This is a genomic window from Kitasatospora sp. NPDC001225 (assembly GCF_053597855.1).
Genome location: NZ_JBSFJC010000060.1, coordinates 1 through 14,048, shown reverse-complemented (window position 1 = coordinate 14,048; position 14,048 = coordinate 1). Strand labels below are relative to the sequence as shown.

At 73.7% G+C, this 14,048-nt stretch carries 12 protein-coding genes and 2 rRNA genes; 6 read left to right on the top strand and 8 right to left on the bottom strand.

The genetic code is table 11. From position 1 onward, the window contains the following. Positions 1-37: 37 nt before the first annotated feature. The 5 genes from ACWDCZ_RS21315 to ACWDCZ_RS21295 form a co-directional block, all read right to left on the bottom strand. Positions 38-1,036 carry a hypothetical protein gene (locus ACWDCZ_RS21315; RefSeq protein ID WP_449816652.1) on the bottom strand — a complete coding sequence of 333 codons (999 nt, stop codon included), beginning with the start codon at positions 1,034-1,036 and terminating at the stop codon, positions 38-40. Next, positions 1,033-1,965, bottom strand: coding sequence for an ABC transporter ATP-binding protein (locus ACWDCZ_RS21310; protein WP_449816650.1), 933 nt, complete (start codon positions 1,963-1,965; stop codon positions 1,033-1,035). The genes ACWDCZ_RS21315 and ACWDCZ_RS21310 overlap by 4 nt, the downstream gene beginning before the upstream one ends. Positions 1,966-2,078: 113 nt before the next feature. Further along, entirely contained in the window at positions 2,079-2,489 is a 411-nt protein-coding gene (locus ACWDCZ_RS21305; protein ID WP_449816649.1) for a GntR family transcriptional regulator, read from the bottom strand. Between the two features lie 145 nt (positions 2,490-2,634). Then, complete coding sequence (locus tag ACWDCZ_RS21300) at positions 2,635-4,116, bottom strand: DUF2079 domain-containing protein (RefSeq protein ID WP_449816648.1); 1,482 nt, start codon at positions 4,114-4,116, stop codon at positions 2,635-2,637. Positions 4,117-4,304: 188 nt separating this feature from the next. Continuing rightward, positions 4,305-4,946 carry an HD domain-containing protein gene (locus tag ACWDCZ_RS21295; protein ID WP_449816647.1) on the bottom strand — a complete coding sequence of 214 codons (642 nt, stop codon included), beginning with the start codon at positions 4,944-4,946 and terminating at the stop codon, positions 4,305-4,307. Positions 4,947-5,058: 112 nt separating this feature from the next. Between ACWDCZ_RS21295 and ACWDCZ_RS21290 the strand changes: the two genes are divergently transcribed. From ACWDCZ_RS21290 to pcp, 6 genes are all read left to right on the top strand, one after another. After that, positions 5,059-6,051 carry a GlxA family transcriptional regulator gene (locus tag ACWDCZ_RS21290; protein WP_449816646.1) on the top strand — a complete coding sequence of 331 codons (993 nt, stop codon included), beginning with the start codon at positions 5,059-5,061 and terminating at the stop codon, positions 6,049-6,051. Between the two features lie 92 nt (positions 6,052-6,143). Next, on the top strand, positions 6,144-7,058 hold the full coding sequence (locus ACWDCZ_RS21285) for an alpha/beta fold hydrolase (protein WP_449816645.1): 915 nt from the start codon (positions 6,144-6,146) through the stop codon (positions 7,056-7,058). A gap of 63 nt (positions 7,059-7,121) precedes the next feature. Then, positions 7,122-7,850: a MerR family transcriptional regulator gene (locus ACWDCZ_RS21280; RefSeq protein ID WP_449813677.1), complete on the top strand. Its 729-nt coding sequence runs from the start codon at positions 7,122-7,124 to the stop codon at positions 7,848-7,850. Between the two features lie 154 nt (positions 7,851-8,004). Continuing rightward, complete coding sequence (locus ACWDCZ_RS21275; RefSeq protein WP_380776122.1) at positions 8,005-9,237, top strand: MFS transporter; 1,233 nt, start codon at positions 8,005-8,007, stop codon at positions 9,235-9,237. A gap of 146 nt (positions 9,238-9,383) precedes the next feature. Continuing rightward, positions 9,384-10,577, top strand: a complete 1,194-nt coding sequence (locus ACWDCZ_RS21270; protein WP_449816644.1) for an alpha-hydroxy-acid oxidizing protein — start codon at positions 9,384-9,386, stop codon at positions 10,575-10,577. A 130-nt stretch (positions 10,578-10,707) separates the two neighbouring features. Further along, positions 10,708-11,391, top strand: a complete 684-nt coding sequence (gene pcp / locus ACWDCZ_RS21265) for a pyroglutamyl-peptidase I (RefSeq protein ID WP_079272827.1) — start codon at positions 10,708-10,710, stop codon at positions 11,389-11,391. Positions 11,392-11,471: 80 nt separating this feature from the next. Here pcp and ACWDCZ_RS21260 read toward each other — a convergent pair whose 3' ends face one another. From ACWDCZ_RS21260 to ACWDCZ_RS21250, 3 genes are all read right to left on the bottom strand, one after another. Next, positions 11,472-13,583, bottom strand: coding sequence for a phosphocholine-specific phospholipase C (locus ACWDCZ_RS21260; RefSeq protein WP_117492851.1), 2,112 nt, complete (start codon positions 13,581-13,583; stop codon positions 11,472-11,474). Between the two features lie 173 nt (positions 13,584-13,756). After that, positions 13,757-13,873, bottom strand: a 5S ribosomal RNA gene (gene rrf, locus ACWDCZ_RS21255). Between the two features lie 82 nt (positions 13,874-13,955). Further along, positions 13,956-14,048: ribosomal RNA gene (locus tag ACWDCZ_RS21250) — 23S ribosomal RNA — on the bottom strand; the annotation flags it as partial.

The window sequence follows — 14,048 nt, the reverse complement described above, 5'->3', positions numbered from 1 at the left end:
TCGGCGACGGTTTTCGTCGCCGCGGACAACCGTCGCGCTAGGCGCGGATGCGGCGGAAGACGGCGATCAGGAGGGCCGCGGCAAGGGCCAGGAGGATGCCGGCTTCGACGAGTTGGATGGGGGTGAGGTGGGCGGCCGGGTGGAAGCGGAGCCAGGAGGCGCTGGCCGTGTTGCAGGTGGTGTTGAGGGCGCAGGAGTCGGTGGTGACGCGGGTGCCGTCGGGGAAGATGACGCCCTGGTCGATGAGCCAGGCGTTGGTGGGCTGGGCGGTGCCCACGGGGGCCACCTGTTCCACGACCGGGTAGAAGAGCGGGCGGGCCCAGACGACCAGGCCGTGGGCGGTGGCGACGAGGGCGCCGGTGGCGAACATCGCGGGGAGGGTGCGGCGGACGAGTTGGCCGACCAGGACGCCGAGGGCCAGGGCGAACAGGGACCAGGCGACCGGGGCGAGGCCGATGGCCGGGTAGGTGAAGAACTGGAACGGCGGGTCGAAGGCGTCCGGACCGTGTGCGATGTCCGTCCACCACACCCAGGTCATCAGGACGGCGATCACGCCGCTGACGGCCAGGACGGCGAGGCCGGGGACGGCGAGGCGGACGGCCAGCCAGCGGGCCGGGCTGACGGACTGGGCGCGGATCAGCCGGATGGTGCCGCGTTCGTACTCCTGGGCCAGCAGCGGGGCGCCGATGAACACGCCGATCAGCAGCGGGAGGACGGTGACGGCGGGCTGGAGGACCTCCAGGTACCAGAAGTTGGGGCGGTTGATCGGTGCGAGGAGGGCCCAGCACTCGGAGTCGGACCAGGAGTCGGGGTAGTAGCAGCCGGTCCGCCGCAGGACGCCGATGATGTGGCGGAGGGCTACGTGGATCCAGACGAGGTCCGCCACCGCGAGGACGAGCAGCACGCCCAGGGTCCAGAGAAGGAAGCGGTTCTGACGGAGCGTCAACCAGATGAGCCCGCGCAGGGCGGGGGTGGCGGGCCGCCGGTCGGCGGGTGCGGAGGTGGGGGCCCGGTCGGGCAGGAGGTCGGTGCTCATGCGGCCACCCCGTTCGGGTCGGGCTTCACGTGGTTCGGGTTGTCGGCGGAGGTGTCGGCAGAGGCCCGGAGGTAGCCGAGCAGCAGGTCCTCCAGGCTCGGACGTTCGCTCTCCCAGTCGCCGTCCACCGGCTCGTCGGTGCGGACCAGGGCGACGGCCCGGCGGCCGCTGACGCGCTGCTCGACCACCGTCTCGGCGGCCAGGGAGGAACCCTGGGCGGCCGGCCCGGTGAGCAGTCGGTGCCCGTCGAGGATCTCCTCCAGGTCACCGGCCAGCCGGACGCGTCCGCGCTGGACGAGGAGCAGGTGGTCGATGACGCCGTCCAGCTCGGGGAGGATGTGCGAGGACAGTACGATCCCGGCGCCGCGCTCGGCGGCGACCGACATCAGCGTGCCCATCAGCTGGTGCCGGGCGAGCGGGTCGAGGTCGGCCATCGGTTCGTCGAGCAGCAGCAGGTCGGGGAGCTTACCGAGGGCGAGGGCGAGGCAGACCCGGGTGCGCTGGCCGCCGGAGAGCGAGCCGATCCGCGCCTTGGGGTTCAACTCGCCCTGCTCTGCGATCTGTTGGGCCACAGCCTCGTCCCACACCGGGTTGAGCTCGCGGCCCATCCGCAGCGTCTCGGCGACGGTGAGGCCCGGGTAGAGCGGCTTGTCCTGCGGCACGTAGGCGACCCGGGCGCGCAGCTCGGGCGCACCGGCGGTGGCGCCGAACACCCGCACTCCGCCCTCGGTGGGCGCGAGTTGGCCGGCGGCGAGGGAGAGCAGGGTGCTCTTGCCCGCGCCGTTGGGGCCCACCACGCCGCAGATCCGCCCGGCCGGGACGGTGACGTCGCAGCCGCGCAGCGCCCAGCCGCCGCGGTACCTCCTGCCGAGGCCTTCGGCCTCCAGGGCCGGCGCCGTCGCGGGCGCCGTGGTCGTCGGGTCGTCCACCCGGTCCCCCCACTGTTCTCGGTTCGGTGTTGCCGGGGAGCCGCAGGCCCCGGTGTCGGGGTTTCGGGCCCCCCGATGTCGGAGCCCCGCTTTCGGCCCCCGGTGTCGGAGCCTCAGACCCCGTCGTCGGAGCCGGGGACCCCGGTGTCGAAGCGCTGCTCCAGGACGGAGGCCATCAGCGCGGTGATGTCCTCGCGCTCCAGTCCGGCCTCCCGGGCCTGGTCCACCCACCCGACCAGGCCCGCCCGCAGCGGCCCGTCCGCCGCCGCCTCCGGCCGGGCGAGCGAGCGCCGGACGAAGGTGCCGAGCCCCGGGCGGGGTTCGACCAGGCCTTCGCGTTCGAGCTCGCGATAGGCCTTCAGCACGGTGTTGGGGTTGATCGCGGTCAGTTCGACCACCTCTCGGGCGGTCGGCAGCTTGTCTCCGGGCTGGAGCAGTCCGAGCCGCAGGGCCTGCTTGGTCTGCTGCACGATCTGCTGGTAGGTGGAGACGCCGCTGCGCCGCTCGATGCGGTACTCGATCACCGGCGATTCAGCCTTTCACTAGTTCAATAGTGGAATGGTGGCGCACGGCGCCGCGCGGGTCAAGCCGGACCCGGGGGTGTCCGGTCTGGAGCTGTCCGGTCTGGGGTTGTCCGGTGCTCGGGGGTCGTCCGGCCCGGGAGGCGGCTCAGGGGCGTTGCAGCAGGAGCAGGCCGTCCTGCTCGACCAGCGGCCGGTAGCCGCGCTCCCGGTAGACGGCCAGCATCCGGGCGGTGTCGGCGGTGGCGCACGGGGCCTGCACGCTCGGGTCGCGCAGGTCGACGGCCACCCACTGCGGGCCAGGGCCCTCCGGCGTCCGGCACACCAGGGTGACCTCCGTCCGGCGGGTGAGCTGGGCCGCCAGCCGGTTGGAGGCGGCCACGGTGGCGTCGTCGGGTATCCGGTGGAGCAGCGCCCGGATCTCGGTGAGCCGGGGCGAGGTGCGCCAGGCCTCGGGCATCACCACCTCGTGCAGCGGGTAGAGCGGCAACGTCACGGCGGCCACCAGGGCGCTGACGGCGAGCCCGCGCCTGGCCCGGCGCACCTCGACGCGGCGGCGCGCGTCACCCCTGCGACCCGCGTCGACCCGGCGCAGGACGTCCACCAGGGCCGCGAACGCGATCGGCATCAGCACCGCGCTGTAGTGGTAACTGACGCCCCAGTAGTGCGAGTTGGAGGAGAAAAGCCGCCAGGCGAGGGTGGGCACGCAGAGCAGCAGGAGCGGTGAGCGCACACCGATGAAGCCGGCGGTGGCGGCGAGCAGGAACAGCAGCAGCCACTTGACCGGCGGCCAGCCGAGCCGCAGTGGCAGTTCCCAGAGCGAGGCCTGCCCGCCCTGCCCGCCGCCGTCCAGCTGCCGCCAGTAGTCGAAGCCCCCGCTCGGGTTGAACGCCGGGAGCACGACGAGCACGGTGAGCGCGGTCGCGGCGAGCCCGAAGGCGGCGAGGGCGAGTCCGGGCAGTGGACTGCCGTGCCGCTCCCGCCGGGCCTGCCAGGCGATCAGGACCCCGACGGCGGCCACCGTCAGCCCGAGGTCCTCCTTGACCAGCAGCAGCGGCAGCGACCAGAGCGCGGCGGCGAGCGGCCGGCGCCGGCCGAGTGCGGTGGCGGCGAAGGCGATCAGCGGGACGGCGAAGGCGATCTCGTGGAAGTCGTCGGCCGCCGCCCGGACGATCCCCCAGGAGGCCCCGGTGGCGCAGCCGACGAGCAGCGCCACCCGCGGCCCGGCCACCTCGTGGGCCCAGCGGGTCAGCGGGACGACGGCCAGCGCCATCAGCAGCGCCTGGGCGACGACGAGGGTGAGCGGGCTCGGGAAGGCCCGGTAGGCGGGGGCGAGGACCGCGATCAGCGGGTGGAAGTGGTCCCCGAGCAGGTGGTAGCCGGGGCCCTTGAGCGGCACGATCGGCGCCTGCCCGTGGGCGTACGCCCGGACGGCCTGCTCGAAGATGCCCAGGTCGTAGGCCTTGGTGAGGCCGCGCCGATGCCGGTTGACGGCGACGCAGGCGTACAGCGCGGCGAACCCGGCCGCCAGGCCCCACGCGAGCGGGGCGGGGCGGCGGGCGCGGGGCGGTACGGACGGAAGAGCGGCCGTACTCGGAACGGCCCGGGACACGGAGGCGGGAGCGGGCATCGGCAAAGTACCCTTTCACTATTCGATTAGTGGAAGGGTGGTGGAACCCCGAGCCTCCGTCAAACCCGGCCGAGCGACGCCGACCGGGCCCCCGGGCTGCCCTCAGAAGCCCGCAACCAACGCCCACGGCCAGCGCCCGCATCCAACGCCCGCGACCAGAACCCCTCAGCCGAAGGGCCCGCCCCGGCTCACTCCCCCCACTCGGAGCCCTTGATCACCTCCACGAAGTCGCCGCGCTCGAAGCCGGGCACGAAGTGCGCGAGCACGTCCGCCTTGACGTTGCCGAAGGTCGTGTCCGGGCGGCCCTTGATGCCGTCGGTGAACGCGGCCAGGATGCGGTTCTTGAAGTCGGGCCGCGGATGGGCCGCGACCACGGCGGCCCGCTGCTCCGCGGAGATCGCGTGGTAGCCGATCCCCAGCACGTCCAGTTCCACGCCGCGGGTGACCAGGGCGATCTCCGGCGCCATGTGCAGCGGGATCTCCGGGGTGGTGTGCAGGGCGATGGCGGTCCAGACCCGCTGCGCCGGCTCGCCGGTGATGCCGTGGGCCGCCAGGAAGCGGCGGGCCTCGTCGGCACCGTCGATCTCGAACCGCTGGTCGGTCCGGGCGAAGCGGCCGGTGAGGCCGAGGTCGTGGAACATCGCGCCCACGTACAGCAGCTCCGGGTCGAACTCCAGCCCCTGTTCGGCGCCGCGCAGCGCCCCGAACAGGAACACCCGGCGCGAGTGGTCGAACAGCAGGGGCGAGGCCGCCTCCCGCACCAGTTCGGTCGCCTCCCGGGCCAGGGCGCTGTCCGGGACGCGCACGCCCGCGATCATCTCGTTCGTCATGGTTCCTCCGCGTTCATTCGTTTCGGGGGCTGTTCGGTCGACTCCTCCACCCTCGCCCGGTGGCGTACGCTGCCGCCATGTCGGTACGGACAGCCGGACCTCGGATTCGGACATGACGCGCCTGGTCGCCTTCCTCGTGTTCGACGGGGTGACGCTGCTCGACGTCAGCGGTCCGCTGGAGGTGTTCCACCAGGCCGGCCGGCTCGGCCACCCGTACCGGACCGTCCTGGTCTCCCCGGGCGGCGGCACCGTCACCGCCTCCAACGGCGTGGCCCTGGCGGACACCGCCGCACCGGAGGACGTCCAGGGAGCACTCGGCCCCCGGGAACCCCTCGACACCCTGGTCGTCGCCGGCGCCGACCACCTGGCCGCCCGGGGCCCGGACGCACCCCTGCTCGCCGCCGCGGAGGGCCTCGCCGGGCGGGCGCGGCGGGTCGCCTCGGTGTGCAGCGGCGCCTTCGTGCTCGCCGCGCTGGGGCTGCTCGACGGCCGCCGGGCCACCACCCACTGGCGCCACGCCACCGCCCTCGCGCTCCGCCACCCCGGGGTGCGGGTCGAACCCGACGCCCTGCACGTCCGGGACGGCCGCTACCACACCAGCGCCGGCATCAGCGCGGGCATCGACCTCGCCCTCGCCCTGGTCGAGCACGACCACGGCGCCGAGGCCGCCCGCGCCATCGCCCGCGAGCTGGTCGTCTTCGTGCAGCGCCCGGGCGGCCAGTCGCAGTTCTCCACCGCCCTGGCCACCCCGCCCGCCCGCAGCGGCCTGCTGCGCGCGCTCACCGACGCCGTCCTCGCCGACCCGGGCGCCGACCACAACCTGCCCGCGATGGCCGCCGCGGCCGCCGTCAGCACCCGCCACCTGACCCGGCTCTTCCAAGCCGAGCTGAACACCACCCCGGCCCGCTGGGTCGAGCGCGTCCGCCTCGACCGCGCCCAACAGCTGCTCCTCGACGGCCACGGCATCACCGCCGCCGCCCGGCTCAGCGGCCTGGGCAGCGACGAGACCCTGCGCCGCGCCTTCGCCCGCCGGCTGGGCACCACGCCCACCGAGTTCCGCAACCGCTTCACCACCACGGCCGCCCCGAACGCCCCGAGCCCCTGACGCCCCCCGCGACGGCGGCCCGGCCCCTCCCGGGGAAGTCCCGCGACCGGACGCTTGACCTTGACGCTACGTCAGGGTTGCAGGCTTGCCGCATGACGAACGAGAGCACCTCCAGCACTCCGCTCCACCCCCCGGTCGGCGGCTTCCAGGAGATCGACGGCCGCCGCCTCTACCTGCACCGCCAGGGCACGGGCGGGCCCGCGGTCGTCCTCCTGCCCGGCGCGAGCGCCATCGGCCTGGACTACTTCGGCGTCCAGCAAGGGGCCTCGCGGTTCACCACCGCCGTGGTGTACGACCGCGGCGGCACCGGCTTCAGCGACGACGCCGCGCTGCCGCGCACCGCCGCCGAGGTGGCGACCGAACTGCACGAACTGCTGCACGCCCAGGGCGTCCCCGGCCCGTACGTCCTGGTCGCGCACTCGCTCGGCGGCGCCTACGCCCACGGCTTCGCCCAGCGCTACCCGCAGGACGTGGCCGGGCTGGTCTGGCTGGACGCCTTCCACCGGGACTGGGACGACTACATGCCCGCCGAGGCGAGCCTGGCCGCCAGCGTGCGGCTGTCGCCCACCGAGGAGCAGCTGCGGCAGGCGCTCCCGGGCATCCGGCAGATGGCCGCGGAACTGCTCGTGGACTTCCCGCCGGACGTCCGGGACGCGGTGGTCGAGTACCACGTGAGCGAGCGCTGGATCCACGCCGGCATCGCCGAGCGCGCCTCGATGGCCGACCTGGCCGTCGAGCTGCGGGCCGGGGCGGACCTGCCCGACGTCCCGCTGATCGCGCTCACCCCGCTGGGCGTCGACCCCGGCCAGCAGGCGCTGATGTCCGAGGAGGCCCTGCGGGCGATGCACGACGGCAAGACGCGGCTGTACGCGGCCATGGTGGACGCCGTCTCGGACGGGGAGCAGCGTATCCTCCCCGACACCGGCCACAGCCAGTTCGTCTTCGAGCGGGCCGACGCCGTGGTCCAGGCGATCCGCGACGTCGTGGACCGGGCGGGCCGCGCCTAGACTTCGACCCCAGCCCCTGGCACCACCCCGGCCGCAGGCCGTCAACACGACAGGAGCGCAACGGTGCTGACGATCAGTCAACTCGCCGCGACCGCCGGCGTGACCGTACGTACCGTGCGCCACTACCACCAGGTGGGACTGCTGCCCGAGCCCGAACGCGACGGCTCCGGCTACCGCCGCTACAGCGCGCAGGCGGCGGTCGACCTCATCCGGATCAGGACGCTCGCCGACGCCGGCGTGCCGCTGGCCCGGATCGACGAAATGCTGCGGGCACGGCCCGAGGAGTTCGCCGCCGCCGTCGCCGAGCTCGACGCCGAACTGGAGCGCCGGATCGAGCAGCTCGCCGAGCACCGCCGCCGGATCGCCGACCTGGCGAGCGGCGAACGGCTCGCCCTGCCGCCCGAGGTGGTCGCCATCCTGGACCGGATGCGCGCGCTCGGGGTCGGCGAACAGTCGGTACGGCTCGAACGCGACACCTGGATCCTGCACCAGGCCCTGGACCCGGAGGCCATGCGCCGGGGCATTCAGGAGAAGAACGCAAGCTTCGACGACCCCGAGACGACGCGGCTGTTCCTGCTCTGCGACCAGTCGCTCGACTGGGCACCGGACGATCCGCGCGTGGACCGGCTGATCGACGACCTGGACGCGTGGGAGGTCGCCCACGGGCGGGACAGCAGCCGGCCCGGGAACCAGGCGGTGATCTTCTCCCGGCTCGCCGAGGCCTCGCCGACCTGGCAGCGCATCCTCGGCGAGATCGCGCACCGCGCCAGACAGCGCCACGCCGCCGACTAGCACCGGGCCCCGGGCCGCACCGAACCGCAGGGCGACGCGCCGGACCGCCGGCCCCGCGCGGAAGCGTTGACGTCGGATTCACGCCAGCCCAACCCCCGGTCGGATTGGTGGACTTCGGGTGACACACCCACCACCCACCGACGGGACCTCCGGCATGCCGACCGGCACCACCCTCAGCTCGACCCAGCCCACCCCGAAGCCGCCCACCCCGAAGTCCCGCCCCCGCAACGGCGGCGGCACCCTCGCCGTCCTCGCCGTGACGACCGGCGTCTTCTCCATCGTCACCACCGAGATCCTCCCGATCGGCCTGCTGACCCCGATCGGCGCCACCTTCCGGATCTCCGACGGCACGGCCGGGCTGATGATGACCCTGCCGGGCATCGTCGCCGCGGTGGCCGCCCCCGTGGTGACCGTCGCGACCAGGCGTGCGGACCGGCGGACGATGCTCTGCGCGCTGCTGCTGGTCCTGACCCTGGCGGACCTGCTCAGCGCCCTGGCCCCCGCCTACTGGGCGGTGTTGGCCGCCCGGGTCGCCCTCGGTCTGGTCATCGGGGCGTTCTGGTCGATCGGTTCCGGGCTCGCCCCGCGCCTCGTCCCGGAGCACCGGCAGGCCCGGGCCAACACGCTGATCTTCTCCGCCGTCCCGCTCGGCTCGGTGCTCGGCGTGCCGGCGGGGGTGTTCCTCGGCTCCGTGGCCGGCTGGCGGGCGGCCTTCCTGGCGATGGCGGCGCTGACCGTGCTCGCGCTGGCCGCCCTCCTGCGGTCGCTGCCGCCGCTGCCCCCGCTGACCGCCACCGGGCTGGGCGTGCTGCGCGGACTGCTGGCCGGCCGGGGCACCCGGACCGGGATCGCGGTGACCTTCCTGATCGTGCCGGCCCACTTCGGCAGCTACACCTACGTCACCCCGTTCCTCACCGGCACCACCCACGCCGGCCCCGGCCTGGTCACCGCCCTGCTGCTGGGCTACGGCGCCGCCGGACTGCTCGGCAACGTCCTGGCCGGCGGCCGGGCGGCCGGGGCACTGCGTCCGGTGTTCGGCACGGCGGCCGTGCTGCTCGCCGCCGCGGCCCTGCTGCTGCCGCTGCTGGGCACCGGCGGTCCGGGCGCCGCCGTCCTGCTGGCCCTCTGGGGCGTGGCGTACGGCGCCGTCCCGGTCTGTTCGCTCAGCTGGTTCCTCGCCGCCGCCCCGCACGCCCCGGAGGGTGCCGGGGTGGTCTTCACCTCGGCGTTCCAGGCCGGCTTCTCGATCGGCGCGCTGACCGGCGGGCTGGTGGTGGACCACTCCTCCCCCGCCACGGTCATGCTGCTCGGCGGGGCGGTCGCCCTGCTCGCCGCGGCCACCGTGTGGCGGTACGGCCACCGGGTGCGTCCCGAGCCGACACCCTGAACACCCGCGCCCCGACCCTGGCCGTCGGCACGGTTCGTGGCGAGAATGCCGGGGTGCCGTCGACCCGCCCGCCCGTCCTGCGGGGTGGGCGGGCGGCGCCGGCCGGGACGGTCCCGGGCGGGTGCGGACGGAAGGACGGCCGGCGGATGGTCGACCAGCAGAGTGACCCGGCGTTCCAGGGGCGGTTCGGCGACTACCAGACCGAGATCTACCTGCGCGGGCTCGGCGGCGTCCTGCCGACACTGCCGATGGCCTTCGCCGAGCTGGAGGCGCGGGCGGGCGCGGCGCTGCCGCCCTCGGTGCTCTCCTACGTCGCGGGCGGCGCGGGCGACGAGGCCACCCAGCGCGCGAACGTCGCCGCCTTCGGGCGGTGGGGCCTGGTGCCGCGGATGATGGTCGGCGCGAGCACGCGGGACCTGTCGGTGGAGCTGTTCGGCCAGCGGCTGCCGACCCCGCTGTTCATGGCGCCGATCGGGGTGATCGGCCTGTGCGCGCAGGACGGGCACGGGGACCTGGCCACCGCCCGGGCCGCCGCCCGGACCGGCGTCCCGATGGTCGCCTCCACCCTGACGGTCGATCCGCTGGAGCAGGTGGCCGCCGAGTTCGGCGACACCCCCGGCTTCTTCCAGCTCTACACCCCCACCGACCGGGCACTGGCGGAGAGCCTGGTCCACCGGGCGGAGGCCGCGGGCTACCGGGGCATCGTCGTCACCCTGGACACCTGGGTCACCGGCTGGCGCCCGCGCGACCTGGCCACCGCCAACTTCCCGCAGCTGCGCGGCCACTGCCTGGCCAACTACACCTCCGACCCGGTGTTCCGCGCCCGCCTCGCCAGGGCGCCGGAGGAGGACGTGCGGGCGGCCGTCCTGGAGTGGGCCGGCGTCTTCGGCAACCCGCTGACCTGGGACGACCTTCCCTGGCTGCGCTCGCTCACCGACCTGCCGATCCTCCTCAAGGGCATCTGCCACCCCGAGGACGTGCGCCGCGCCAGGGACGGTGGCGTCGACGGCGTCTACTGCTCCAACCACGGCGGCCGCCAGGCCAACGGCGGCCTGGCCGCCCTCGACGTGCTCCCCGACGTGGTCGCGGCCGCCGACGGACTGCCCGTCCTCTTCGACTCGGGCGTCCGCTCGGGCACCGACGTCGTCAAGGCGCTCGCCCTCGGCGCCACCGCCGTCGGCGTGGGCCGCCCGTACGCCTACGGCCTGGCGCTGGAGGGCACCAACGGCATCGTCCACGTGCTGCGGTCACTGCTCGCCGAGGCCGACCTCCTGATGGCCGTCGACGGCTACCCCACCCTCGACTCGCTCCGTGCGGACGGCGCGCTGCGCCGGACCTGACGCCGGGTGAAGTCCCGGTGTCCAACGGTGCCCGACCGCGACCTGCGGGGCTTGCCGGGACATTCGGGACGGCCCTACGCTCGAAGGCACAAATCGGTTCCGTACGTTCCCGTACGCTGGGAGGTCCGCCATCATCCGCGTCCTGCTGACCGCCTTCGAACCGTTCGGCCGCGATCCCCTGAGTTCGTCCCTGGAGGCGGGCCGGCTGGTCGCCGCCGGTCCGCCGGCCGGAGTGGCCCTGGAGTTCGCCGGGCTGCCCTGGGTGTACGGCGACTCGATCGCCGAACTGCGCCGGGCGGTGGCCCGGTTCGAGCCGGACCTGGTCATCGCCACCGGCCAGGGCGGCAACCGCCCGGACCTCACGGTCGAGCGGGTGGCGGTCAACCTCGACGACGCCGTCCGCGCTCCCGACCGGAAGGGCAACCAGCCGGTCGACCAGCCGGTCGTGCCGGAGGGCCCGGCCGCCTACTTCTCCTCGCTGCCGGTCAAGGCCTGCGTGGCGGCGGTCCAGCTGGCCGGGATCCCGGCCACCGTCTCGCACACCGCCGGCACCCACCTCTGCAACCACGTCTTCTACGGGCTGGCGCACCTGATCGCCACCGAACGCCCGGAGCTGCGCGGAGGGTTCGCGCGTCTGCCGTACCTGCCGAGCCAGGTGTCCGGCCGGGACACGAGCGCGTCGATGTCGGCGGAGACGGCGGCCGAGGGGGTGCGCATCCTGATCCGCAGCGCCGTGGCCGCCCTCCACTCGCCGCCCGTCGGCACGGTGGCCGGCCCGCGCCGACGGACCTGGCTGCCCCGCCGGGGCGGCTGACCGCCCGGGCCCTCGTCGACCGGACCGGTCGACGAGGGCCCGTCAGCGCGGGCCGGTTCCGTCCACGGAGGCCCGTCCGGTCAGCGCGGGCCGGGGTCGCTGGTGCCGGGGCGGCCGTTCTCCAGGTGTCCGGCCCAGCGGCGGCGGAAGGCCGGGCCGTCCGCGGTCGCGACCGTGACGTCGTACCAGCGGCGGTCGGCGGGCAGCTCGAAGGTGAACCGGGCCGAGGCGCCGGGGCGGAGGGAGCGGCTCTGCTTCGAGCCCTTCGCGTAGGCGTTCTCGGCGGTGACCGTCCGGGCCACCGGCCCGTGGTTGGCGACCGTGACGCGCACCTGGTTCTTCGACGGGTCGAAGCGCGCCACCAGCCCGGCCCGGGCCGTGCCCTCGAACTCCTGCACCGAGCCGTTCGGGCCGTGGGCGGCCAGGTGGTAGTCGCCGGCGCCGGTCAGCGGCCAGAAGTCGGCGAAGGTGTCGCCGGCCGAGACGGTGTAGCGGCGCGGGGCGGCCGTCGGCGCCGTCCGGTCGTAGACGTAGAGCCACGCGCCGACCGAGCCCCGGTTCTCCAGTTCGAGCCGGAACTGCCCGGCGGTGTCCGTCTCCTCCTCGTTGACCCGCAGGTCGTACGGGAGGGCGCGGGCGGGCCGGGTGCCCGGCTCCTGGGTGGGCATCCGCTGCGGCAGCGGCACCTGGTAGGGCTTGCCCTGCGAGGCGATCGGCGCGGGCACCGGGATCCGGACGCGCCGCGCGTCGGTGCCCCGGAAGTCGAGCGCCGAGGTGAGGTCGCCGCAGACCGACCGGCGCCAGGCGCTGATGTTGGGCTCCTCGATGCCGAACCGGGCCTCCAGGAACCGCAGCACCGAGGTGTGGTCGAAGGTCTCCGAGCAGACCCAACCACCGCGCGACCACGGGGAGATGACCATCAGCGGCACCCGCGGTCCGAGGCCGATCGGCTGGAGGCCGCCCGGGTCGGCGCCGGGGACCAGCGGGCTCATCTCGCCCGGGTACTTCGAGAGGTCCAGCAGCTCATCGCCGAGGCTCGCCTCCAGGTCGGCGGAGACCATGCCCGGGCCGCCCGGACGGCTGGCGACCGGCGGCATCGGCGGGACGACGTGGTCGAACAGGCCGTCGTTCTCGTCGTAGTTGATGAGGAAGACGGTCCGCCCCCAGACCTCGGGGTTCGCGGTGAGCGCGTCCAGCACGAGGTTGATGTAGTAAGCGCCGTCGGTGGGCGTCGCGGAGGGGTGCTCGCTGTACTTGTACGGCGGGACGATCCAGGAGACCTGCGGCAGCCGGCCCTGCTCGACGTCGGCCCGGAACTCCTTGAGCGTGTGGTCGGTGGCACCCTTCTCCACCAGCGGACCCGACGCGCCCTCGGCCACCTGGTACCGCTCGAAGAACATCAGCGAGTTGTCGGTGTAGTTGTCCGTCGGCGTGCCCGGCTCGCCCGAACCGCCCTGGTAGAGCTTCCAGCTGACCCCGGCCGACTCCAGGCGCTCGGGGTACGTCGTCCAGGTGTAGCCGTTGGTGTCGTTGCGCTCCCACAGGCCGGGCCCGTTGGGCCGGCGGCCGTACGCGTTGCGCGGGTCGCTGGTGCCGGTCCAGAGGTAGATCCGGTTGGGGGCGGTGTCGGCGTGGACGGAGCAGAAGTACGCGTCGCAGACGGTGAAGGCCTCGGCCAGCGCGAAGTGGTACGGCAGGTCCTGGCGCTTGAGGTGGCCCATCGTCATGACGTCCTGCTTCTGGTTCACCCACTGGTCGTGGCGCCCCTCGTTCCAGGCGAGGTGACCGCTGCTCCAGCCGTGGTCGGTACCGGCCTGGTACTCGGTGGTGTTCCGGGGGTCGATGTACCAGGGCAGCACCTCCTGCTCGGAGGCCGGCAGGCCGCGGTCGTGGTAGCGGCCGGTCTTCACGGCGGCGGCGGGCTGGTGCCAGTTCGGCCGGCCGTTCGGCAGCAGCGTGGGCCGGGGGTCGTCGAACCCGCGGACACCGCGCAGGGTACCGAAGTAGTGGTCGAAGGAACGGTTCTCCTGCATCAGGATGACGACGTGCTCGACGTCCTCGATCGAACGGGTCCTGCCGATCGCGGGCAGCGCCATGGCCTTGGCAACCGCGGGCGGAAAGGCGGCGAGGCCGGCGGCGGCCGCGGAGGCGCCGCCCAGTTGGAGGAAACGGCGCCGGTCGATGGAGGCCACGTGGTGTCCTTCGCGTCGTGAGTGCATGGTCGGACGAGAAGGCTCGACCATAGGGGCCCACGAACCGTCATGTACACGGTCCTCCAGCGAACGCCGCATGATCATTCGACCAACACCCCGACAACGCGAAGAACCCCCATCCGGGACCCGGATGGGGGTTCTTCTGAAGAATTGTTCGGCGGCGTCCTACTCTCCCACAGGGTCCCCCCTGCAGTACCATCGGCGCTGTAAGGCTTAGCTTCCGGGTTCGGAATGTAACCGGGCGTTTCCCTCACGCTATGACCACCGAAACACTATGAAACTGTCAACCGCACACCCGACAAATTTCGGGCGGGTCGTTGTTTCAGAACAACACAGTGGACGCGAGCAACTGAGGACAAGCCCTCGGCCTATTAGTACCGGTCAACTCCACCCCTCACAGGGCTTCCATATCCGGCCTATCAACCCAGTCGTCTACTGGGAGCC